Here is a 23,379-nt window from a genome sequence, read left to right on the forward strand (position 1 = left end):
AAATGTCCCGCACCATCGTCGTCGGTGCCGCCCAGCTTGGCCCGATCGCCCGCGCCGACAGCCGCGAGGTGGTCGTTGCCAGGATGATCGCTCTACTCGAAAAGGCCGCCCGGCGCGGCTGCGATCTCGTCGTCTATCCGGAACTGGCGCTGACCACCTTCTTCCCGCGCTGGTTCATGGAAGACCAGGCCGAGGTCGACGCTTTCTTCGAGACCGAAATGCCCGGCCCGGCGACGGCGCCGCTGTTTGCCAAGGTCAAGGAACTCGGCGTCGCCATCAGCTTCGGCTATGCCGAGAAGACGGTGATCGACGGCCGTGTCAGGCGCTTCAACACCTCGATCATCGTCGACAAGACCGGCGCGATCGTCCATCGCTACCACAAGGTCCATCTACCTGGGCATACGGAGAACGAGCCCTGGCGGGCGTTCCAGCATCTCGAGAAGCGCTATTTCGAGCCGGGCGATACCTTCTTCGCGCCGGCCGATTGCCTCGGCGGCAAGCTCGGCATGGCCATCTGCAACGATCGCCGCTGGCCGGAGACCTACCGCGAGCATGCCCTGCGCGGCACGGAAATGGTGCTGATCGGCTACAACACGCCCTATCACTATCCGCTCGCTCCCGAGCACGACCATCTCCAGTGCTTCCACAATCACCTGGCCATGCAGGCGGGCGCCTACGCCAACGGCATGTGGGTGGTGGGCGTCGGCAAGGCCGGCAACGAGGAGAACTGCGTGCTGATCGGCCAGAGCTGCATCATCGCGCCGACCGGCGAGATCGTCGCCATGGCCTCGACGCTCGGCGACGAGCTGGTCACGCATGACTGCGACCTCGATCGCTGCACCGAGATCCGGGCCAATATCTTCAACTTCCAGAAGCACCGGCGGCCGGAAATGTATCCGCTCCTGTCGGCGCCGGTCTGATGCGGGATTGATTTGCATGGCCGACCTGACGCCGATCCCATTGCCGGTGCTCATCAACCGGATGTTCCGCGAGCTTGAAGCGAAGAAGAGCGCCTTTCATCTGCCGCGCTTCAAGTTCGCCAAGGCGGCGGCCGGTCGCGATCTCTCCACCTCGATCTTCGGCCGCAGGGCGGCGACGCCCTTCGGGCCGGCAGCCGGGCCGCATACGCAGCTGGCGCAGAATATCGTCTTGAGCTGGCTGGCCGGTGGCCGGGTGATCGAGCTCAAGACGGTGCAGGTGCTCGATCACCTGGAGATCGCCCGCCCCTGCATCGACATGGAGACGGTGGGCTTCAACATCGAGTGGTCGCAGGAACTGTCCCTCCAACAATCGCTCGAGGAGTACGTCAAGGCGACGATGCTGATCGAGATGGCCAAGGCGGAGGGATTTGCCCCCGGCCTTGAGGACACCGTCATCGATATGAGCGTCGGCTACGATCTCGACGGCATTCGGTCGGATAAGGTGCGCGCCTTCATCGCCGGCATGAAGGACGCGAGTACTGTCATCGAGCGGCTGCGCCCGCAGATTCCCGAGGCCTACGCTCGCTTTCGCGATCTGGCGTTCCCGACCTGCATCTCCGACAGCGTCACCATCTCCACGTTCCACGGCTGTCCACCCAGCGAGATCGAGGCGATTGCTGGTCATCTGATGGCCGAGGAAGGGCTCGACGTCGTCGTCAAGCTCAACCCGACGCTTCTCGGCAAAGCAGACCTCAACGCTCTCCTGCACAACAAGCTCGGCTACACCGACCTCGTGGTGCCCGACGCGACCTTCGAGAAGGACGCGAAATGGGGGGATGTAAAAGGTATCGTCTCCCGGCTGGGCGAGCTGGCCGACAAGCTCGGGCGCGGCTTCGGCGTCAAGTTCTCCAACACGCTGCTCGTTCATAACCACAAGCAGTTCTTCCCGGCCGGCACCGGCGAAATGTATCTTTCCGGCCCACCGCTGCACGTGCTGGCCATCGAGTTGGTCGACCGCTTCCGCGCCGAGTTCGGCGACCGCTTCCCGATCTCCTTCTCCGCCGGCATCGACGTCGGCAACTTCGCCGACACGGTAGCGCTCGGCCTCAAGCCGGTCAGCGTCTGTACCGACCTCTTGAAGGGGGCGGGCTACGGCAAGGGCGCCGAGTATATTGCCGACCTCGCCGACCGCCTGGCCGAGGTGGAAGCATCCGACCTCGATACCTATGCCCTGAAAGCCTTCGGGCTTGCCGGAGCGGCGCTCGACGATCTCGATCTCCCAGCGGAGCGCAAGGCGAAGCTTGCCGCAGCGCTTGAGACGGGTGAAGATCTGCGAGAAGCCGCCGGCCCGGACTTCGACGCTTGGGTGTCGGCCGCCCGGCTTCGCAACACCGCCCATTATGCTGCCCGCGTGCGTGCCGACCGCCGCTACAGCCGGCCCGAGGTGGACAACCCGCCGCGCCGGACGGGCGTGGCACTGGCGCTTCTCGACTGCGAGACTTGCGGCAAGTGCGTCAACGTTTGTCCCAACGACGCAATCTTCCGCTATCCGCTGTCGCAGGAACCGGTCGTTACGGCGGTGCTGCAACCGGGCCCTGGGATGGTGGTCGGCGAAACGCAGCCCGTGACGCGCGCCCAGCAGATCGGCATCTTCGCCGACGTCTGCAATCGCTGCGGCAACTGCGATGTCACCTGTCCGGAAACGGGCGGCCCGTTCGCCCGCAAAGCCAACCTGTTCGGTTCAGCCTCGAGCCTCGATGACGCGCCGGACCGCGATGGCCTCGCCATCGAACGGACGGCTATGGGACTACGTCTGCACGTGCGCGACGATGGCCGGCGCTTCACGATCGAAGATGACGGTACCCGCCTCACCTGCAACGGCGGCGGTTTCGACCTCTCGATCGACCCGGTCTCGCCGGAAGCGACCGTCGGCACCTCCGACAGCCCGGTCGATATCGGCCGCCTGATCCTCTTCGCCCGCATCGCCCGCGCCGTCACGGCGCCGACCATCGTCACCTATGCCAACGCCGCCTTCGACTGAACGGACCCACCAGATGCCCATGATCACCCTCACCGTCAACGGTCGCGACCACCAACTTGAGGTCGAGGCGGACGAGACGCTGCTTTCCGTGTTGCGCGACCGCCTGAAGGTCACCTCGGTGAAGGACGCCTGCTCGGGTCAGGGACAGTGCGGCTGCTGTCTGGCGCTGATCGGCGGCAAGCCGAGCAAGACCTGCACCCTCAAGGCTGTAGCCGTGAAGGGCCGGCCGGTCGTCACGCTGGAAGGCGTCGATGCGGCGGAGCGCCAGCTCTACGCCGACGCTTTCCAGGCCGCTGCCGGTGTCCAGTGCGGCTTCTGCACCCCTGGTCTCGTGGTGCGGATCAAGGCGCTGACCGATGCCGGCGAGGCAACGGATCGGCAGGAGATCGCCGCCGCTCTTGACGGCCATCTCTGCCGCTGCACCGGCTACAAGAAGGTGATCGACGCCGTCGAGCTGATCCGCGACGTCAAGGCGGGCGTGAAACCGCATCCGCAGCCGACAGCGGATGGCGGCGTCGGCCAGCCGGTCGAGCGTTTCCGGGGCGGCGACCTTGCGCTCGGCGATCGGCCGTTCCTGGCCGACATCGACGTGCCCGGCCTGCTGCATGGCGCATTCGTGCTGTCGCCGCACGCCCGGGCCCGCGTGAACTCCATCGACCTTTCGAAAGCCCTCGCCCATCCTGGCGTGGTGCGCATCGCCACCGCCGACGACGTGCCGGGCGACCGCTGGGTCGGTCAGATCAAGAAGGACTGGCCGGTGTTCGTCGCGGTCGGAGAAGAGGTGCGTTATGTCGGCGACGTCATTGCCGCCGTTGCTGCCGAAACGCCGCGTGCGGCCCGTGCCGCCGCCGCGCTCGTCGCCGTCGACTACACGGTGCTGGAACCGACGCTGTCGCCGGAGGAGGCGCTGAAGCCCGGCGCCCGGCAGGTCAACCCGCGCCAGCCCAACCTTCTGTCCGAGACGGTCATCGAGCGCGGCGACGCCGATGCGGCGCTCGCCGCCTCTGCCCATGTCGTTTCCGGCACATGGCAGACGCAGCGCATCGAGCATTTGTTCCTGGAGCCGGAAGCCTGTCTCGCCGTGCCGCTCGAAGACGGCCGCCTGCATCTCTATTCGCAGGGCCAGGGCGTGTTCGAGGACCGCAAGGCGGTGGCCGGCGTGCTGGGCGAGCCGGTGGACAATATCTTCGTCGAGCTGGTACCGACCGGCGGCGCCTTCGGCGGCAAGGAAGACATGACGGTGCAGGCACAGACGGCCGTGCTGGCCCGCCTGACCGGCCGGCCGGTGCGCCTGGTTCTCTCCCGCGAGGAGTCGGTGCGCGTCCATCCCAAGCGCCATCCGATGAAGATGGCCTACTCCGTCGGCTGCGACGCGGAGGGGCATATCACCGCCGCCAAGATCGACATTCTCGGCGACAGCGGCTGCTACGCCTCGGTGGGCGACAAGGTGCTGGAGCGCGCCGCCGGCCATGCTTGCGGGCCCTATCGGGTACCGGCGCTGTCCATCCATTCGATTGCCGCCTACACCAACAATCCGCCCTGTGGCGCCATGCGCGGCTTCGGCGTCAACCAGACGTCGTTCGCCATGGAAGGCTGCCTCGACCTTCTAGCCGAGAAGGTCGGTATAGACGGCTGGGAAATGCGCTGGCGCAACGGCGTGCGGGTCGGCGACGTCTTCTCGTCGGGCCAGATCCTCGAAAAGTCGGTCGGCCTCGAAAAGTCGCTGCTTGCCGTCAAGGACGCCTATTACGCAGCGAAAGCCGAGGGCAAGGCGGTGGGCATCGCCTGCGCGGTGAAGAACTCCGGCATCGGCAACGGCGCGCTCGAATGGGGCAAGTGCCGCCTGGAAATCGAGGCGGAGGACCGCATCGGTCTCCATATTGGCTTCACCGAGATGGGACAGGGTCTGCTGACCATTTCCGCCCAGTCGGCAGCCGAGGTGACGGGCCTGCCGTCGTCGATCTTCGTGCCGCAGGTGAACAGCCGCTTCGATGTCGGTGTCGGCCAGACCACCGGGTCGCGCGGCACGCTCCTGGCCGGTAACGCGGTGATCAAGGCGGCGAAGGCGCTGCGCGCCGCGCTCGACGAAGGCAAGACGCTGAAGGATCTGGTCGGCGAGGTGTTCGCCGGCGACATCCTGATCGACGACACCACCGCGCCGGGGCAACTCAAGAACGGCAAGATCAAAACGCACACCGCCTTCGGCTGGGCGACGCAGGTGGCGATCCTCGACGACACCGGCCGCGTCGCCAAGGTGGTCGCCGCCCATGACGTCGGCAAGGCGCTCAACCCGAAGCTTGCCGAAGGACAGATCGAGGGCGCCGTGCACATGGGCCTTGGTTACGCGCTCACCGAACAGCTTCCCTGTGAGGATGGCATGCCGGTCACCGCCAACGTCCGCGAGATCGGCGTGCTCAGGGCCTCCGACATGCCGGAGGTGGAGGTGATCCTGATCGAGGAACACGAGCCGGAGGGGCCGTTCGGCGCCAAGGGTATCGGCGAGATCGGCCTCGTGCCGACGGCCGGTGCCGTCGCCGCGGCGCTGGCGGCTTTTGACGGCGTGCGGCGCACGGTGCTGCCGATGATCGACAGTCCGGCGGCGCGGGCGCTGTCGGTCGGCCTCGATCCCGCGCTCGATCGGAGCCAATGGCATTGACCCGTTCGATCACCAGTTCAGTCACCTTGGGGCCAGACCGGACGGGCCTCACCGTGGCGATCGTCGATGGCGTGATCGCGGCGACAGCCGACCCGGCTGCTCCGGTGATCGCCTGTCCGGATGGCGAAATCGCGCCGGGCGCCGTCTGCGCCCATACCCATCTTTACTCGGGCCTTGCGCCCTTCGGCATGCCGCCAGCCGAACCGGCGCCGGCCAGTTTCATCGAAATCCTGGAAAAGGTCTGGTGGCGGCTCGACCGGGCGCTTAATGCAGAGGCGCTCAGGGCATCGGCCCGCGACTACATCGCCAAGGCATTGCTCGCCGGCACCACCAGCCTCGTCGATCATCACGAGTCGCCGCACTTCATCAGCGGCTCGCTGCAGGTGCTGGCGAATGCCGCCGAAGACCTCGGCGTGCGGGCGCTTCTCGCCTTCGGCGCCACCGAGCGCAACTTCGGCCGTGCCGAAGCCGAGGCCGGTCTCGTCGAGTGCGGCAACGTCGAGGAGACGCCGCTCGTCCGTCGCCTGATCGGCCTGCACGCCAGCTTCACCGTGTCGGACGACACCATTCGGGCAGCGGGCGAGCTTTGCCAAACGCTGGGCACCGTGATGCACGTCCATGTTGCCGAAGCTCTAGAGGATGTCGAGGACGCACGGGAGCGTGGCTACGCCGGTCCGCTCGAACGGCTTGTTGCCCTTGATGCGCTGCCGGCCGGATCGATCCTGGCCCATGGCGTGCACCTTTCCGGCGACGAGGTGCGTGAGGCCGACAGACGCAGCCTCTGGCTGGTCCAGAACCCACGCTCCAACGAAGGCAACCGCGTCGGCTATGCCGTCAATCTCCGCCACTCGGACAAGGTCGCGCTCGGTTGCGACGGCTGGAACGCCGACATGGCGGTCGAGGAAGCCGCCCTTTTCCGCCTGGCCGAGACGCATGGTGACGATCGGGGGGCGACACGGCTTGAAGCGGGCCAACGGTTGATCGCCGAACGCTTCGGGTTTGCCGCCACGGGGCTCGCGGCCGGCGCGGCCGGCGACGTGGTGGTTCGGAAGGATGGCAAGGTAACGACGGTGGTGGTCGGTGGGCGTGTCGTCGTTCGCGACGGTTCCCTCGTCGCAGCCGATGCCGGCGCGATCGAATCCGAGGCGCGAGCCGAGGCCGCACGTCTCTGGAGGAGAATGTCGGCGCTCTGATCCCCGGTGACGACGCGGTCGGCCAAGGCTATTGTCGTCGCAGGGAGAGCCAGATGATCTATTTTCTCGACACCGCCGACACCGCCGCCATCGCCCGCCTTGCCGACCTCTATCCGATCGCCGGCGTCACCACCAATCCGACGCTGATCGCGCGCGAGAAGCGGCCGTTTGCCGACATCATCAAGGATATCCGCGCTGTGATCGGCGACGGTGCCATGCTGCACGTCCAGGTGACGGGCAACGACGCCGACACCATGGTGGCCGAGGCGCGCAAGCTCGCCGACTTCGTCGGGGCCGGCTTCCATCCCAAGGTGCCGGTGACGGCGGAGGGCATCAAGGCGATCCGGCGGCTGTCCGGCCTCGGTTTCCGCGTGACGGCGACGGCCATCGTCACGGCCCAGCAGGCGCTGATGGCGGCGGTGGCGGGCGCGGCCTTCACCGCGCCCTATGTCAACCGGCTCGACATGATCGGCGGCGACGGCGTCAGGGTCGTCGCCGACATCGTCCATCTCTTCCGCATCCACGCCCTGCCGACTCGGCTGCTGACCGCCTCATTCAAGAACGTCCAGCAGGTGCATGACATCGCCATGGCCGGCGCGCATTCGGCAACGCTGCCGCCCGACATACTGGAAGCGCTGATCCGCCACCCGCTGACCGATTCCGGCATCGCCGGCTTTGCCGCCGACTGGGCGGCCGCCTATGGCGAAGGCCGAACCACGGCCGACCTCATCTGAGGTCGACCATCAAGCCGCCGATTTCTTCTTGCCGGCGTGATGGGTGGCGTCGTCGGTCGCCTTGGCGAAGACCTCCGTCACCGACGCGGTCTTGGCACCGGCGGGCTTCGTCGCCTTGGGCTTGCGCACTTCCTTGGTCTTTCTCACCTGTCCCTTGGCCATGTCGCTCTCCTCAGCGAAAGCGCAGCCGACGCAACGGTCGCCGCGCGCCTTTCCTCCGTCGGGCCGGTCTTCCGGCTGGCCACCGACGTGAACATGATGAGCCGGCTTTCGGGGAGTTACAACCTGAGCTTAGGTCCAAGGGACGTGAGCAAGACTCAGGCGCGTAGCGGTTCGGCCACGTCGTCGGCCGACATGGCGCCATAGTCGCCGAGAACGGCGCTGAAATCGCGTGGCCGGCTGAAGAAGTAGCCTTGGCCGTAACGGACGCCGAGAGCAGCCAACTCCCTCAGCGTCGCCTCGTCCTCAATCCGTTCGGCGATCACGTCCACGCCGAGTTCGCAGCCGATTTCGTTGATCGCCCGCACGACGGTACGGTCATAGGCGCTGCCGGCCATGTTGTGAACGAAGCTGCCGTCGATCTTGATGGCATCGACGTCGAAACTCTTGAGATAGGTGAAGGACGACAGACCGGAGCCGAAATCGTCGAGACTCACCCGGCAGCCGATGCCACGAGCGGCACGGATGAAGTCGCGCGCCACCTCGAAGGAGTTGATCACCGCCGTCTCGGTGATCTCGAGCGTCAGCCGCGACGGCGACAGAGGGCTGGCCTTGAAGAGGTCGGCGAGATAGCGCCAGAGCGTCGGGTCGTTGAGCGAGTTGGCCGACAGGTTGACGGCGACGCCGAGATCGGGCACCGTCATGATTGACGGTCCGAAATCGCCGATGACCTTGGCGAGTACCCAGCGGTCGATGGCGCCCATCAGCTCGAAGCGCTCGGCGGCGGGAATGAAGCTATCGGGGGTCGACAGGCCGCCGTTCTCATCGAGCATGCGGATGAGGAGTTCGAGCGAGCGGCTCGTCGCCTCTGGAGCCGCAATCGACCGGATCTCCTGGGCATAAAGCACGAAGCGGTCATTCTCGATTGTTTCGCGGATGCGGGCGGCCATGCGGAAGTCGCTCATGTGCCGTTGCGCTTCGCCGGTTTCCTGCAGGAACACCGAGACGCGACCTCGACCAGCCGCTTTGGCCGCGTAGCAGGCGACATCGGCCTCGGCGAGGACCGCCTCGGCGCTTGCCGTGGTCACGTCGACCTGGGAGACGCCGGCACTGGCGCCGATCTCATAGACCTTGCCCTCCCAGGTGAACCGGATGGCTTCGATGGCACCGATGAGCTTTTCGCCGACGAAGGCCGCGAACTGACGGTCACAATTCTCGATCAGCACGGCAAACTCGTCGCCGCCCAGCCGGGCCAGGCAATCGCTGATCGGCACGATCGCCCGCATGGTGCGCGCCACTTCCTGCAGAAGGGCATCGCCAGCCAGATGTCCGGCCGTGTCGTTGACGATCTTGAAGCGGTCGAGGTCGACGAACAGCAGACCGTGCCGGCTGCCATCCTGACGAGCCGCGGCGATCATGCTCTGGATGCGCGTCTCGAAATGGCGGCGATTGGCAAGGCCGGTGAGGTCGTCGTGGGTGGCAGCATGGGCAAGCGACCGCTGCATGGCGCGTTCGGCCGACACGTCCTGGAAAACCAGGACGGCGCCAGCCCGACCATCGGCTCCGGCGGCAGCGACTGGTGCGGCCGCCTCGCGAATGTAGTGCACATCGCGGCCACGCACGTCGATGACCTGCGTTCCGACCCGTTCGACAGGGGCGCCTGTTTCCAACACCTGCCGCACGCAGGAGGTGGCCGGCAGGCCGCTGTCGTCATGAACGGCCTGGAAGACTTCCTCGATCGGACGACCGCAGGCATCCGCCTCGGAGAAGCCGGTCATACGTCGGGCGGCGGGATTGATCAGCGCGACGCGACCATCGGCGTCGGTGGCGATCACGCCGTCGGAAATCGCGTGCAAGGTTGTCTTGAGGCGTTCCTTCTCGTCCCGCAACGCCTGAGCGGAGCTGACCTGCTCGCTGATATCCCAGGCCGTACCGAGCAGCAGCCTGTCGCCGTTGGACAGCGTCACCCGATCGGCAAGCACGCGGATATGCACGACGCCGCGTGTCGGGCTCAGCAGACGGCAGGTGGTGTTGACCCGTGCCTCGGGATCGACCGCTGCCTGATGCAGCATGTCGGACAGGGCCGGCCGGTCTTCCGGATGAACGAAGCGCAGCCATTCCAGTGAGCGCTGTCCGGCGCCGTCACCTGTCATCTGACCGAAGGTCTCGCCATTCCAAGTCGCGGCACCGGTGGCGAGATCGATGCTCCAGAGGCCGATGCCGCCGGCTTCGACGGCGAGACGCACGCGCTCCTCGAGGAGCTGAATCTCCCGTTCTGCAGCCTTGTTGCGCGAAATGTCGGTGTGCGTGCCGATGATGCGAAGCGGTCGTCCCTCTTCGTCGCGGGCGATCGTCTTGCCACGGTCGAGGATCCATACCCAGTGACCGTCCTTGTGGCGAAGGCGGAACTCCGCCTCAAGCCATTCCGTCTCGCCGCGTTCATGAGCATCGTTGACAAGAAGAAACGCGTCGCGGTCGTCGGGATGCATCAATTGGAGCCAAGCGTCGCCGCCGTCGATCGACACGTCGTCGGGCTCGTAGCCAAGCATTCGCTTCCAGGTGGGCGAGGTGTAGAGGCGGCCGGCCGGCTTGTCGACGTCCCACACGCCCTGCTGGCCGTTCTCCAGCGCGAAGGCCCAGCGGCTCTCGCTCTCGGCTATGGCTTCGAGCGTCCGCTTCTTGAGATCGATGTCCTCAACCTGGGTGATCAACCGATCCGGCCGGCCTGTCGCGGGGTCAGTGAAGACGATGATGGACACTTCCACCCAGAAGACTTCGCCTGACTTGCGCACGTAGCGCTTCTCGGCCTTGAGGCTGCGAATCCTGCCTTCGGAGATTCCCTCGCAAAAACTGTCCAGCCGGTCGCGATCCTCCTCGTAGGTGATGTCCTTGAAGCTGCGTCCAATGAGCTCAGCCTCGCTATATCCCGTCATGGCGCAGAAGGCGGCGTTGACCTTTCGGTAGAGGCAGTCGGCATCGATGATCGTCACGCCGATACTGGCGTCGTCCATCGAGCGGCGAAACAGGTTCTCGCTTTCGGCGAGATCGCGCTCACGCTGGCGCAGGCGTTCGAGCAACACGCAGGTGGCGATCGGCAACAGCGTGCCGACGGAGACGCCGAGCGGCATCAACACCGGCAACTGCAGGGCGTCGGCCTTGCCGTAGTTCGCCATCATGGTGACGAACCAGACGGCACCTGAGAGGATGGCCATATCGACCGGTCGCAGGACAAAGCTCGCCAGCAGCAGGGGGACGGCGAAGAACACCACGGGCTCGGGCAGGGTCGAGGTCGCGGCCAGCGCACCAGCCGAGAACAGCGCCACCATCAGCGCGAACAGTCCCCCCGTCAGCCAAGCCGGTCTTTCGCCCAGGCGCCCGGCATCCCGCTGAAGATAAAGCAGCGAGGGCAGGAAGATGGCAAAGCCGGAGGTCGCCCCGGCCCACCAGACGTCGATTGGCATCGGCAGGCTCGACAGGAAACCAGTCGCCCTGAGCGACAGGACGACGACAAGACAGACCAGGGGCGGAATGAAGGTCGCGGCAAGCCCGGCGGCAACCTCGAACACTCCCTCGTTGCGCGACCTCTCCGCCCACGTCCGAACGAGGTCGATCATCATCAGGCCGATACCCATCATCAGGCCGGTGACGAAAAAGAAGGAAAGCAGGAAGGACGGCTCGCCGCCGCTGAAGGAAGCAAACAGGAACCAGCCGACAAGAGCGCCGGCAAGGCCGGCAATGCGGTCTCCAGCGGTCCGGTTGGCCAGGAGAGCGACAATCACCGCGTCAGCCGGCCAGACGGGCGTTCGTATATCGGCCAGCGCGACGGTGGCGATGATCACCGTCGACAGCCCGGCGTACAGCAGACCGCAAGCTGCAAATATGCCGAGCCGACCTCCGGGGAACACGCCTTTCAGCACCGCAGCTCCATGCCTTGGATGAGGATGCGGCAAGTTTGACAGGTCGACATGAAACAACGCTTAACGTCGTGCAAAACTTCAGCTTCCGGAAGGACGCGGCAAGAGCATTCGCTGGGCGACCAAATGTTTCAACTCGGTCGGCGAATGCTCTAAGGAGAAGCGCCCTCAAGCAAGGACGATGGTCTTCTTGCCGCGGCCGACAGCGAGGAGATCCTCGGCAGACAGCGCATGGGTCGCAGGCCAGGTCTCCTGCTCGATGACTGGCCCGCTCCCCTGACCGATCGTTGCTTTAGCTCCTCAGAAGCGTCGCCCCAGCTTCACTCCTCAAAAGAGAACCGCCCCACCTCACAGACATTGACGCCGGCCTTCGTGGTTTCCGTGGCGTCTTCAAACACGGCGCGAAAGTCATATTTGCAGTAGCCGGAGCCGTCATCGATGTTGATCGTTACCTCACCGCCCGGTGGAAGCGCACCTTCTCCAAAGATATCTTCCTGCCAATCATTCTGGCCGGTATTCGAGGCGTAAAACTCCTGGATCGTCGTGGAGGTATTGTTGACCACCACGACGCGACGGTCATAGGCGCTGGCGTCGGCCACGCACATGACGAAAATGGCAGCGGCCAGCGCCGATGCCTGCATCTGAAAATTCATGTCTCCCCCCGCTTTGTCTGCCACGGATCAATAAGATCTGCATCCAGAGACGCGCAGCAAAGCACGCCGGCAAACCAGGGTCACGAGCGACTTTGGGGGCTGTCGGGGAGGATCCGTGCGGGGGCGTCAGGCGAAGACGATGGTCTTCTTGCCGTGCATCAGAACGCGTGCCTCAAGATGCAGCTTCACCGCACGGGCAAGGACGCGCGACTCATTGTCGCGGCCGACGGCGACCAGATCCTCGGCGGAGAGGGCGTGGGTGACGCGCGAGGTTTCCTGCTCGATGATCGGACCCTCGTCGAGGTCGGGCGTCACGTAGTGAGCGGTGGCGCCGATCAGCTTGACGCCGCGCTCGTGCGCCTGGTGGTAGGGCCGGGCGCCCTTGAAGGACGGCAGGAAGGAGTGATGAATGTTGATGATCTTGCCGAACAGCGCCGACGACAGCTTGTCGGACAGAACCTGCATGTAGCGGGCAAGCACCACCAGTTCGGCGCCGGTCTCTTCGACGAGAGCCATCACCTTGGCTTCCTGCTCTTCCTTGTTCGACTTGTCCTTGTCGACCGGCCAGTAATAGTAGGGAATGCCCTGCGCCTCGGCGAAGGCGCGGCTGTCCTCGTGATTGGAGACGATGGCGGCCACCTCCGCCTTCAGCCAGCCGACTCGGATCTGGTACATCAGGTGCTGCAGGCAGTGGTCGAACTTCGACACCATGATGACGATCTTCGGCGTGCGGGCGGCGTCAACGAGATCGACGGTCATTCCGAAGGTCTCGATGGTGTCGGACAGTGCGGCGCGGATCGTCTCGGCGCTCAGGGCGGCCGGCGTCTCGAAGGCGATGCGCATGAAGAAGCGGTTGGTAACGCGGTCCCAGAACTGGGCGCTTTCGGCGATGTTGCCACCGAGACCGGCAAGGATGGTGGTGACCGAGGCGACGATGCGCGGACGATCGGCGCAGGAGAGCGTGAGAATGTGGGTGCGCTTGTGAGCGTCGGCCATGGTCGGAAACCTCGTCGGCAGTTCAGTCGACGCTAGTTAGCTTGGCCGGCCCGGAGAAGAAAGAGGCTAAAGCATTCAGATGCCGCGCCGGCAGGATTTCACAGAGGCCGCTCGTCGAGTGCCACAGATTTGACCAAGGCGAAGACTTGTCGCCCCGGTTCAAGGCCAAGCTCGGCCACCGCCGCCCGCGTGACCGAGGCGGCGAGACGCGTGCCGCCTTGCAGCGCCACATCGACGGTGACGCTCGGACCGGACCCGTCGGGAATGTCGGCGACGGTGCCGGCCAACACGGTGCGGATGGTAACGCCCTCCGGGCGACGGGTGGCCAGCGCCACGTCGGTTGCATGGACCAGCACGCGCACCGCTCGCCCGAGCGGCCGCACGAGGCCGTTCAGCCAGACGATGCCAGCGGGCGTTTCAATGGGGGTCAGGTGGAACGCATCATCCGGCGCACCGAGCCGTCCCTCGACCACCGACATGATCGCGAAGCGATCGGCGGCGATGCGAAACACGTCGGCGGGCGAGCCTTGGCGCGCGACCCTGCCCGCTTCGAGCACCACGATCTTGCCGGCAAGCCGCGCCACCTCTTCCACGGCATGGCTGACGTAGACGATGGGGATGCCGAACTCGTCGCGCAGGGCCTCGATCAGCGGCAGGATTTCCAGGCGCCTCGCCACGTCGAGTGAGGCGAGCGGCTCGTCCATCAACAGCAGACGCGGCGAGGCAAGCATCGCGCGCCCCAGGGCAACGCGCTGCTGTTCGCCGCCGCTCAGCGTCGCCGGACGTCGGTCGAGAAGATGACCTATGCCGAGCGTTTCGATCACAGGCTCCTCGGCGACGCGCCGTTGGTCCCGCGGCGTGAACAGCCGTCCGTAACGGAGATTGTTCCGAACGGAGAGATGGGGGAAAAGCCGCGCCTCCTGGAACACCACGCCGATGCGTCGGCGGTACGGCGGCACGTGGCGTCCCTTGCCATCGGCCAGAACCGTGCCGTCGACCACGACCCGGCCGGAGGCAAGGCGCGTCAGGCCGGCGATGATCTTGATCACCGACGATTTGCCCGAGCCGGAAGGGCCGAACAAGGCGGTGACGCCGCCGTCGCCGGAAAAGCCGACGTCGAGTTGGAAGTCGCCGAGGCGTTGGTTGATCTCCACCTCGATCAAGAGGAGGCCCTCCTGAACCGGCGGGCAATGACCTCCGAGGCGACGAGAGCGGCAAGGCCGATAACGGCGGCGATAACCGAGAGGAGAAGCGCCTCGGCGTCGCCCTCCGGACTCTGGCTTGCCGTGTAGATGGCCGAGGCGATGGTGCGCGTCTCACCTGGAATGTTGGAGACGAAGGTGATGGTGGCGCCGAACTCGCCCAGCGCCTTGGCAAAACCCAGCGTCGCACCGACCAGAATGCCGGGCAGCGACAATGGCAAGGTCACCAAAAAGAAGGTGGAGACCGGGCCGGCGCCCAGAGTGCCGGACGCCTGTTCCAACCGGGCGTCGACCGCCTCGATGGACAGTCGGATCGCGCGGACGATGATCGGCAGCGCCATGATCACGGCGGCGACCACGGCGCCGGTCCAGCGAAAGGCGAAGACGATGCCGAAATGCTGGTCGAGAAAGGCGCCGACCGGTCCCTTGCGGCCCAGGAGCAGCAGCAGCACATAGCCCGTCACCACCGGCGGCAGCACCAGGGGCAGATGAATGACTCCGTCGAACAGTGCCTTGCCGGGGAAGCGCCCGCGGGCCAGGACCAAGGCCAGCAGGGTGGACAGCGGGACGCCCCACAAGGTCGCCACGGCGGCGACCTTGAAGCTCAGGGCGATGGCGATCCAGGCGTCTGGGGAAAGTTCCGGCATGGACTTACAGTGTTCGATCGGAACCGGGCCGGCAAGGGGTCATCGGCGGGGTCAGGTCATTCGGCCGGCTTGACGAAGCCGGCGGCCCCGAACACCGCGTTCGCTTCCGATCCCTTGAGATAGGCGAGGAAGTCGGCGGCGGCGGTTGCGGCGCCCTTGGTGAGACCGACCGGATAAACGATCGGCTTGTGACTGCTTTCCGGGAAGGTGGCAACGACCGCCACGCCCGGTTCGGCGACGGCGTCGGTGCCGTAGACGATGCCGAGCTTGGCCTCGCCACGGGCGACCATCTGCAAGGCGACGCGCACATTCTCGGCCGGCGCAAAGCGCGGCGACAGCGCATCGTAGAGACCGAGCGACTTCAGCGCCTCCTCGGCATAGGCGCCGGCCGGAACGCTCTTGGCTTCGCCAACGGCGAGACGCTCCTGACCGAGAACGGCCGGCAGCGAGGCCTTGTCGGCGAAATCGATGGCGACCTTGTCATCCTTGGCGGCCACCAGCACCAGCGAGTTGCCGAGAAGGTTGAAGCTACCGTCCTTCATCAGGCCCTTGTCGTTGACATAGGCCATCCACTTGAGGTCGGCGGAGATGAAGATGTCGGCGGGAGCGCCGGCCTCGATCTGCTTGGCGAGCGCGCCGGACGCGGCCGGGGTGATCACCACCTCCACGTCTCGGTCGGCCTTGTAGCTGTCGGCGATCTTCTGGAGTGACGGCGCCACCGAAGCGGCGGCGAAGACCCGGATCTGATCGGCGGCGACGGCGGCCGAGGTCACGACACCGAGCGCCAGCGCGGCGGCAAGGGCAAGCATTCTCATGGCGATAGGTTCCCGTCTGATCGTTATACATTTTAGGTTATAACGATAGGCGAGCGAAGGCAAGCGTCGGGCGGCGGTCTTCAGATCAGGCCATTGGCCGACAGTTCTTCCTTGACGTAGGCGTAGAAGACGGGGGCGGCGATCAACCCCGGCACCCCGAAGGTCGCCTCCATGGCGAGCATCACCGTCAGCATTTCCCAGGCGCGGGAGTTGATCTGGGTGCCGATGATGCGGGCGTTGACGAAATATTCGAGCTTGTGGATGGCGATCAGGAATATGAGCGCGGCGATCGCCGCCGGCGCCGACACGCCGAGGCTGACGATGAAGATCACCGTGTTGGAAATGATATTGCCGATGACCGGCAGCAGGCCGACGATGAAGGTGACCGCCACCATTGTTTTCAGAAACGGCAGTTGCACGCCGATCAGCGGATCGAGACCGTAGAGGAAGAGGGCGGTCAGCGTCGTGTTGAGGAGCGAAATGCGGATCTGCGCGAAAACCACGCGGCGGAAGGACAACGTCAGGCGGCGAACGCGCGTAATCAGCTCGACGGCCAGCGGCCCGTGCGGCTTCTCCGGCGGTTTGCGGAACAGGACCAGCGAGCCGATGATGATGCCGAAGAGGATATAGACGAGGATGCGTCCGACGTCCTGGCCGAAGCGCTGCAGCTCCCAGGCATTGTCTTGCAGGAACTTCACCGCCTGCCGCCTGAGCTCGTCGGTATTGACCGGCAGATAGTCGCCGATCCACGGCGGCAGATAGGTACGGCCGGTCTCCAGCACCTGGGCCATCTTGTGGATGAGGGCGAACAGCCCTTCCGAGCCATTGGTGAACAAAGAGCCGGCGGCAACGACAGCAGCGGTAATGCCGAGCGAGATCACCGAGACGATGGCGATAAGCGCCACCGCCTTGCCCATTTGCTGCGTCCAGCCGGTACGATTGCGCAACCAGGGAGCGGCGCTGATCGCCGTCTCGTGGACGAGCAGACCGGCCAGCAGACCGGCGAGCAGACCCATTTCAAGGCAGAGCAACAGGGCGATGCCGACGATCAGATACGAAGCGATCTTCACCCAGTTGTACGAAGTCAGCTTGTCCATCTGCCGCGGCCATCTCCATCAGTGATGCCCAAATACAGCCCATTCCTTATGAACGCAAAAAGAAACCGTGGGGGCTTCCGGGGTGAACCGATTCATGGCAATGCGTTGTGTCCGACGAGGAGGAACCCGATGTCCAGCACTGCGCTTTCCAAGCGTTTTTCGCGCGATTTTGTGTTTGGTTACGCCACCGCCGCCTACCAGATCGAAGGCGCCCATGACGAGGATGGACGCAAGCCGAGCATATGGGACGCCTTTTCGCGCATACCGGGCCGCGTGAGGAATGGCGATACGGGCGACGTCGCCTGCGACCACTATCATCGCATGCCCGAGGATGTCCGGCTGCTGAGATCCTTATCGGCCGATGCCTATCGCTTCTCGATCGCCTGGCCACGCGTCATTCCCGACGGCCGCGGTCCGGTCAATGAAAAGGGCATCGATTTCTACGACCGGCTGATCGACGAACTCTTGAAGGCCGAGATCAAGCCCTATGCCACGCTTTATCATTGGGATCTGCCGATCGAGCAGCATGGGCGTGGTGGCTGGTGCGCCCGCGACACCGCCTATGCTTTCGCCGACTATACCGACGTGGTGATGGCTCGCCTCGGCGACCGCCTCTCCGGGATCATGACGCTGAACGAGCCCTGGTGCTCCGGTCACCTCTCCTACCTCATCGGCGAGCACGCGCCGGGCGAGCGCAATCTGACGGCGGCGCTCGCCGCCATCCATACGCTGAACCTCGCCCATGGCCTTGCCATGCAGGCGATCAAGGCGCGCCGCGCCGACCTGCCGGCCGGCATCGTCTATAACGCCAAGGCGCTCTATTCCGCCAGCGAGCGCCCCGAGGACATCGCCGCCACCGAACGCTACCGCGCCTTCCACGACGGCGTGTTCATGGATCCGGTGTTTCTGGGCCACTATCCGGCCGACGTTGTCGAGGCCTTCGGCCCCATCATGCCGAAGATCGAGGCGGACGATCTCAAGATCATCTCGACGCCGATCGATTTCCTGGGCCTCAACTTCTATGCGCCGGAACGCATCGCCGCCGACCCTGCCCTGCCGTTCCCGCGCGCCCGCTCTGTCCAGGCCGAGAACGTGCCGCGTTCGGCCATGGGCTGGGAGATCCATGCTCCCGCCCTCGACCGCCTGCTGACCGACCTCGACGCCCGCTACGAGCTGCCGCCGATCTACATCGCCGAGAACGGCTGCGCCCAATATGACGAGCTCGTCGACGGCAAATGCGACGATCCAGGCCGCATCGACTATCTCGAGAAGCACCTCACCGTGCTGGCCGACGCCCGCGACAAGGGCATCCGCGTCGACGGTTACTTCGTCTGGTCGCTGATGGACAATTTCGAATGGTCGCACGGCTACGCCAAGCGTTTCGGCGTGGTCTACGTCGATTACGAGACGCAGAAGCGCATCCCCAAGTCGTCGGCCGTCTGGTACCGCGACCTGATCGCCGGACGGGCTCAGGCGGCGTCGGTCTAGCCTGTCCCCTCAAGCAAAAAGCCCCGGGAGCGATGCTCCCGGGGCAGTTGATCGGCGCGCCTGGAAGGGAAACGGCCGAGAAGGACAACCAAGGAAAGACACTGGTGAAACAAAGGACTGAATGAAGACAGTCTGAAAAGGCCTGGACTAGGATCAGGTGCTGAAAGCTTCGATCGCAGGCCGGCCCGTCAAGCCGAGGCCGTCGCGGAAAAGCGAGTATTGGCGGCGGCCACGCTGCGCCGGCTTGCCGGAACCTTGCCGCGCCAAGCGACGCACCGCCCGTTCGGCGGCAAAGCCATTGTCGAAAGTCGCCCCTTCAAGGGAACGGAAACGCGGATCGACCGCGTGGAACTCGTAGACACCACCCGCACCCACCAACACACCGGCCGCCTCGCCGGCCAACTCAACAATATAACCACTATCCATTTTTGCCTCCGGGGCCGGCATGTACCGACCGACCTTCAAACCCGCTCAAGGGCATTTAGTTTCAGCGCACGTTCAAAAAAGTCGCCGACAACAGCAAGAGCGAAGCGGGGTGAGAGGCATCATCAGGTCACGGACGGTCATGGTCGCCTCCTGTAGGGACAAGGCACCACCATGCCCCGAGGCATGGCGCTTTAGCGTTTGATCGGCGGTCGCAAGCTACTGGTCAAATCCCGCCGCATCCGTCTTCGGATGCCCTTTCATTTGGCATTGAAGGGGGCGGTTCTTCGAGGAACCACCGTCCAAATATTCCCGAGAATGGAGATAAATCGTCCAGGTGACATCCAGGGCGGGCAATGATTCAAATTCTCGGCATTGCGGCAAGGGCGGCTTAGCATGTCCGACGGACAATGATCGGTCTCAAGCCTCCGGAGCCGTTCAGATGTCCATCTCGCCCATTTCCGTGTCAGGCATGCAGGCCGCCGCGACGCGGCTCGAAGCGGCGGCGCAGAACATCGCCAACGCGAGATCGTCAGGCCCGCTGCCGACCAGCTCCGGGGCCACCACCGCCTATGCGCCGGTGACCGTGAAACAGTCGGACGTCAAGGGCGGAGGCGTGTCCGCACGCATCGTCAACGCCGGCGGCGACCCCTATATCCCGACCTATGACCCATCGTCGCCGGATGCCGACGCCGAGGGCATGGTGGCCGCCCCCAACGTCGACATGGCCAGCGAACTGGTCAACGTCATGACCGCCCGCATGAGCTATGAAGCCTCCGCGAAGACCCTGAAGGTGGCCAACGACATGATGAAGACGACGCTCGACGCCTTCAGCTGAACGTTGCGTCCCCTTAGGCGCGCTGGCGCTTCACTGCCTCGATATGACGGGCCATGGCCTCCGTCTCCGCCGGCGTGAAGACGGCGGCGATGATCTCGGTCGTGAAACTCTCCCCCTTGCCGAGCGGTGCGTGGTTGATCGGCTGACCATTCACGCGCGCCGCCTCGCCGGGCGACCGGACGGGGAAGGCCATGCCGACCGCCTCCTGGTCGCCGGTGCGGCAGATCCAGCGGGCAGCAGTGCCGGTATCCTCGGGCTTGAAGGAGGTGTAGTCGGCCGTCCCGTCCGGATGAACCTGCATGAAATGCGCCTTGCCCTCGTCGTCGGTCAGCGGATCGAAGGCGAACACCACTTCCGGCGCGAAAATCTTGTCCGACGTCAGGGTACCGGCCTTGCTGGGATCCTTCGCCAGCTCGGCGATCCACTCGACGTAGCCCGGTCCGGGTTGGATATGCGGCGGAATTTCCTGACGGACGCGCAGGCTCTCGGCCGTCTCGTGCAAGGTGCCGAGCAGACGGCCGCCCTCGCGAGCGCGCCAGTTGAGATGCCCCAGGTAATGGACCGTGAGCGGCGACGATTTCAGGTTGGTGACGGTGATGCCGATGGAGATCCGCGGCCTGCCCTCGTAGAGCTTCAGGGTCGGCACCGCCTCGTAATTGGTGGCGAAGGCAACCGTGTGATTGTACCGGCCGGTGACGGCGATGTAACGGCCGCTCGCATCCTCCCCGAGCAGGATGGCGGCATCGCGATAGGGAGCGTTCGGCAGTTCACCATGCTGCTCGCGGCGTTCCATGGGGCCTGGGGCGCCGATTGCCGTGACGCCGGCATGCTGGAAGTAACCGCCATAGGTCTCGAAGAACTTCTGCGTCGGACGCGGCATGTCGAACATCGACTTCATGCCGACATCGCGGCCACCGAGGCGGGCCGACCACACATGCTGGCCCTGGAACGGCAGAACCACCACCTCATCGGCCCCGTTCGACAGCCTGACGGCGTCGACACCGGAGGCAAAGCGAAAGGCTGCCGCCTTGAGCTGCCCAGCCCGGAAGATCACCCGCTCGGCCTCGGAAAACGCTACGCCGCGAAGATCGACGGCCGCCGTCGCTCCTTCGCCCAACCTCGACAACACCATGCCATCCTCCCACAAACGGCGGCCGGGCTCCTCCCGAGTCGATGGCCGCCGGAGCGCCAGTCTGTCGCGTTTCCCGCGCCACTCCAAGGGGCGAGGACACCGCAATAAAGCGTACTGGCCGGACTTATTCGGCAGCCGCCGCGGCCGTCGCCGAGCCCGGTGCCGTCTGCCAGCCGAGGTCGGGAAGCTGGATCAGCCGCTGGCCGCGCAGGTCGGAGGCGCAGACGAGGAAGCCCCGCTCTTCCATATAGGCGAGCAGCCGCCGTGCGCGGGACGGCGAGCGCGTGCCATAGGCACGGGCGATCTCGGCGTCGGAGGGGCATGGCGCCTTCAGGAGCGCCGCCTTGGCGACCAGCAGGAACACGCCGCGCATGTCTTCCGGCAGCGACGCCGAAATCAGCGTGGCCTGCTGCCAGGCGTCCTCGTCGACCGTCTCGGTTTCGACGCCGGCGCGTGCCAGCGACAGGCGCTGGCGGAAGGACTGGAGGTCGAGACTGTCGCCGGTCACCCGCTTGATGCGGCAGCGGACCAGGAAGTCCTGATAGAGCATCGAGACCGGCTGGAAGGCGGCGTCCGGCTCAGCCATCATCTCCACGAGGATTTCCTCGATCGCCTCGTCGCGGGCAAGACGGCCGAGCAGGTCGGCCTGCGGCGGGTTGTCCTCCGGTGCCGGCGCCAAGGCAGCGCGCGAACGCGACAGCTCGGACAGAATGTCGGCGGTGGACACCGGCGCGGCAGCAACGCGCGGCGCTTCCTCGCCAGCTGTCGGGCGGAAGATCAGCTCGCGGGCTGCCTCGCCGCCCTGCTCGGGCAGCGGCGTCAGCTTGGGACCGCCACCGCGCCCGGTCGTTTCCACCGGCCCGATCCGGACCGGCTCCGGCCGGCGGCCGATGGCCGGGCCGAGCGACACGAACTCGCCGCGCTGAAGGTTGCGGAACATCTCGGCCTGCCGCCGCTCCATGCCGAGAAGGTCGGCGGCGCGGGCCATGTCGATGTCGAGGAAGGTGCGGCCCATCAGGAAGTTGGACGCCTCGGCGGCGACATTCTTGGCGAGCTTGGCAAGGCGCTGGGTGGCGATGACGCCGGCAAGGCCACGCTTGCGGCCACGGCACATCAGGTTGGTCATGGCGCCGAGCGAGGCGCGGCGCGCTTCGCCGTCGGCCTCGCCGGAGGCAGCCGGCGCGAACAGCTGCGCCTCGTCGACCACCACCAGCATCGGGTACCAATGGTCGCGCTCGGCATCGAACAGGCCGTTCAGGAAGGCGGCGGCGGCGCGGACCTGGCCGTCGACGTCGAGCCCCTCGAGGTTGAGCACGACCGAAACGCGGTGCTTGCGGACGCGGGCGGCGATCAGTGCCAGGTCACGCTCGGAACAGTTGGCGTCCACCACGACGTGACCGAAACGATCGGCCAGCGTCACGAAGTCGCCTTCCGGATCGATGACCGCCTGCTGCACCCATTCGGCGCTCTGTTCCAAGAGGCGGCGCAGCAGATGCGACTTGCCGGAGCCTGAGTTGCCCTGGACCAGCAGACGGGTGGCCAGCAACTCCTCAAGGTCGAAGGCGGCGCGCGTGCCGTTCGCCCTGTTGCCGATGTCCACGCTGAAGGTCATCCTGAGGTCTTCGTCCCACGCCACCGATAAACGCAGCGCGCATTCGCGCACCTGTTTCTCTGTCGACCGATTCGGCCGCCTTGGCCAAGGGCGAAGCAAGGTGCTAACGCTGTGTTCTCCCGTGATTCACAGGCTGGAGCTTCGCCAATGGTCCGCATCGCCCTTCTCACCGTCTCCGATCGCGCCGCGCGCGGTGAGTATGAAGACCTCTCGGGGCCGGCGATCGCCGCCTGGCTCGGCCGGGCCGTCACCTCGCCGTATGAAGTGCTAACGCTGATCGTTCCCGACGGCGTGGACAGCGTTGGCGGCGAGTTGGTTCGGCTGTGCGACGAGGAGCGGGTCGACCTCATCCTCACCACCGGTGGCACAGGTCCAAGCCCACGCGATCTCACGACGGAAGCGATGAAGGTGGTGATGGAGAAGGAGTTGCCGGGCTTCGGCGAGCTGATGCGCCGCATAAGCCTCGAAAAGGTGCCGACCGCCATCCTGTCGCGCCAGACGGCCGGCACGCGCGGCTCGACGCTCATCGTCAATCTGCCCGGAAAGCCGTCGTCGATCGCCGTGTGTCTCGACGCGGTATTTCCGGCCATTCCCTATTGCCTCGACCTGATCGGGGCCGGGCGTATCGAAACCGATCCGGCCGTCTGCCAGGCATTCCGGCCGGCCTAGTGAATCCATGGCTTTGGCGATGCCTCCGAGAACTAATGGTTGGATGGCTACGGGAAAATGCGAAGGCCGCCTTTCGGTCGCCCAGCACACAGCCACAGGTTGCTTGCAAGCAGGATGCCTCTCGTAGTATGAGAGATCATCGATTTTGGCCAGACCATCGGCCCTGAACGCCTGGGGTCCATCCCCCGCG

The 23,379-nt window shown here is 65.5% G+C and carries 19 protein-coding genes; 8 read left to right on the forward strand and 11 right to left on the reverse strand.

Annotation, left to right across the window (positions count from 1 at the left end; all coding sequences use genetic code 11):
- The first annotated feature begins 2 nt into the window (after positions 1-2).
- From CXZ10_RS08665 to CXZ10_RS08685, 5 genes are read left to right on the forward strand one after another with little or no spacing between them, the layout of a single operon-like run.
- Positions 3-920: an N-carbamoyl-D-amino-acid hydrolase gene (locus tag CXZ10_RS08665; protein ID WP_101288752.1), complete on the forward strand. Its 918-nt coding sequence runs from the start codon at positions 3-5 to the stop codon at positions 918-920.
- Between the two features lie 16 nt (positions 921-936).
- Complete coding sequence (locus CXZ10_RS08670) at positions 937-2,961, forward strand: 4Fe-4S binding protein (protein ID WP_101288753.1); 2,025 nt, start codon at positions 937-939, stop codon at positions 2,959-2,961.
- Positions 2,962-2,974: 13 nt separating this feature from the next.
- Positions 2,975-5,617 (forward strand): selenium-dependent xanthine dehydrogenase, encoded by a 2,643-nt coding sequence (xdh, locus tag CXZ10_RS08675; RefSeq protein ID WP_101288754.1) that lies wholly within the window; start codon positions 2,975-2,977, stop codon positions 5,615-5,617.
- Positions 5,608-6,810 carry an amidohydrolase family protein gene (locus CXZ10_RS08680; RefSeq protein ID WP_210199885.1) on the forward strand — a complete coding sequence of 401 codons (1,203 nt, stop codon included), beginning with the start codon at positions 5,608-5,610 and terminating at the stop codon, positions 6,808-6,810. The genes xdh and CXZ10_RS08680 overlap by 10 nt, the downstream gene beginning before the upstream one ends.
- Positions 6,811-6,863: 53 nt before the next feature.
- Entirely contained in the window at positions 6,864-7,544 is a 681-nt protein-coding gene (locus tag CXZ10_RS08685) for a transaldolase family protein (RefSeq protein ID WP_101288755.1), read from the forward strand.
- Positions 7,545-7,553: 9 nt separating this feature from the next.
- Here the strand turns inward: CXZ10_RS08685 and CXZ10_RS21520 are convergent, their stop codons facing one another.
- The 8 genes from CXZ10_RS21520 to CXZ10_RS08720 form a co-directional block, all read right to left on the reverse strand.
- Positions 7,554-7,706 carry a hypothetical protein gene (locus tag CXZ10_RS21520; RefSeq protein ID WP_180335922.1) on the reverse strand — a complete coding sequence of 51 codons (153 nt, stop codon included), beginning with the start codon at positions 7,704-7,706 and terminating at the stop codon, positions 7,554-7,556.
- A gap of 155 nt (positions 7,707-7,861) precedes the next feature.
- A complete protein-coding gene (locus CXZ10_RS08690; protein ID WP_101288756.1) occupies positions 7,862-11,620 on the reverse strand; it encodes an EAL domain-containing protein in 3,759 nt (1,252 codons plus the stop codon).
- A 317-nt stretch (positions 11,621-11,937) separates the two neighbouring features.
- Positions 11,938-12,270: a hypothetical protein gene (locus CXZ10_RS08695; RefSeq protein ID WP_101288757.1), complete on the reverse strand. Its 333-nt coding sequence runs from the start codon at positions 12,268-12,270 to the stop codon at positions 11,938-11,940.
- 126 nt (positions 12,271-12,396) lie between these two features.
- Complete coding sequence (purU, locus tag CXZ10_RS08700) at positions 12,397-13,266, reverse strand: formyltetrahydrofolate deformylase (protein ID WP_101288758.1); 870 nt, start codon at positions 13,264-13,266, stop codon at positions 12,397-12,399.
- Positions 13,267-13,364: 98 nt separating this feature from the next.
- Positions 13,365-14,420, reverse strand: coding sequence for a molybdenum ABC transporter ATP-binding protein (gene modC / locus CXZ10_RS08705; RefSeq protein WP_342212722.1), 1,056 nt, complete (start codon positions 14,418-14,420; stop codon positions 13,365-13,367).
- A gap of 5 nt (positions 14,421-14,425) precedes the next feature.
- On the reverse strand, positions 14,426-15,115 hold the full coding sequence (gene modB, locus CXZ10_RS08710) for a molybdate ABC transporter permease subunit (protein WP_101288760.1): 690 nt from the start codon (positions 15,113-15,115) through the stop codon (positions 14,426-14,428).
- Between the two features lie 56 nt (positions 15,116-15,171).
- Complete coding sequence (gene modA / locus CXZ10_RS08715) at positions 15,172-15,930, reverse strand: molybdate ABC transporter substrate-binding protein (protein ID WP_101288761.1); 759 nt, start codon at positions 15,928-15,930, stop codon at positions 15,172-15,174.
- A gap of 80 nt (positions 15,931-16,010) precedes the next feature.
- Entirely contained in the window at positions 16,011-17,027 is a 1,017-nt protein-coding gene (locus CXZ10_RS08720) for an AI-2E family transporter (RefSeq protein ID WP_101288762.1), read from the reverse strand.
- 129 nt (positions 17,028-17,156) lie between these two features.
- On the opposite strand from CXZ10_RS08720, the gene CXZ10_RS08725 reads away from it, so the two are divergent.
- Positions 17,157-18,515 carry a GH1 family beta-glucosidase gene (locus CXZ10_RS08725; protein WP_101288763.1) on the forward strand — a complete coding sequence of 453 codons (1,359 nt, stop codon included), beginning with the start codon at positions 17,157-17,159 and terminating at the stop codon, positions 18,513-18,515.
- A gap of 153 nt (positions 18,516-18,668) precedes the next feature.
- Here CXZ10_RS08725 and CXZ10_RS08730 read toward each other — a convergent pair whose 3' ends face one another.
- Positions 18,669-18,962, reverse strand: a complete 294-nt coding sequence (locus tag CXZ10_RS08730) for a hypothetical protein (protein ID WP_143741504.1) — start codon at positions 18,960-18,962, stop codon at positions 18,669-18,671.
- Between the two features lie 418 nt (positions 18,963-19,380).
- Between CXZ10_RS08730 and CXZ10_RS08735 the strand changes: the two genes are divergently transcribed.
- Positions 19,381-19,776 (forward strand): flagellar basal body rod protein FlgC, encoded by a 396-nt coding sequence (locus CXZ10_RS08735; RefSeq protein ID WP_101288765.1) that lies wholly within the window; start codon positions 19,381-19,383, stop codon positions 19,774-19,776.
- 13 nt (positions 19,777-19,789) lie between these two features.
- Here the strand turns inward: CXZ10_RS08735 and CXZ10_RS08740 are convergent, their stop codons facing one another.
- Both CXZ10_RS08740 and CXZ10_RS08745 read right to left on the reverse strand, forming a co-directional pair.
- Entirely contained in the window at positions 19,790-20,908 is a 1,119-nt protein-coding gene (locus CXZ10_RS08740; protein WP_101288766.1) for a DUF4432 family protein, read from the reverse strand.
- Positions 20,909-21,032: 124 nt separating this feature from the next.
- Positions 21,033-22,520, reverse strand: coding sequence for a helicase HerA domain-containing protein (locus CXZ10_RS08745; protein WP_101288767.1), 1,488 nt, complete (start codon positions 22,518-22,520; stop codon positions 21,033-21,035).
- 147 nt (positions 22,521-22,667) lie between these two features.
- On the opposite strand from CXZ10_RS08745, the gene mog reads away from it, so the two are divergent.
- Entirely contained in the window at positions 22,668-23,189 is a 522-nt protein-coding gene (gene mog / locus CXZ10_RS08750) for a molybdopterin adenylyltransferase (RefSeq protein ID WP_101288768.1), read from the forward strand.
- The last annotated feature ends 190 nt before the right edge of the window (positions 23,190-23,379 follow it).

The sequence above is a fragment of the Pleomorphomonas diazotrophica genome, assembly GCF_002844595.1.
GTDB lineage: Bacteria > Pseudomonadota > Alphaproteobacteria > Rhizobiales > Pleomorphomonadaceae > Pleomorphomonas > Pleomorphomonas diazotrophica.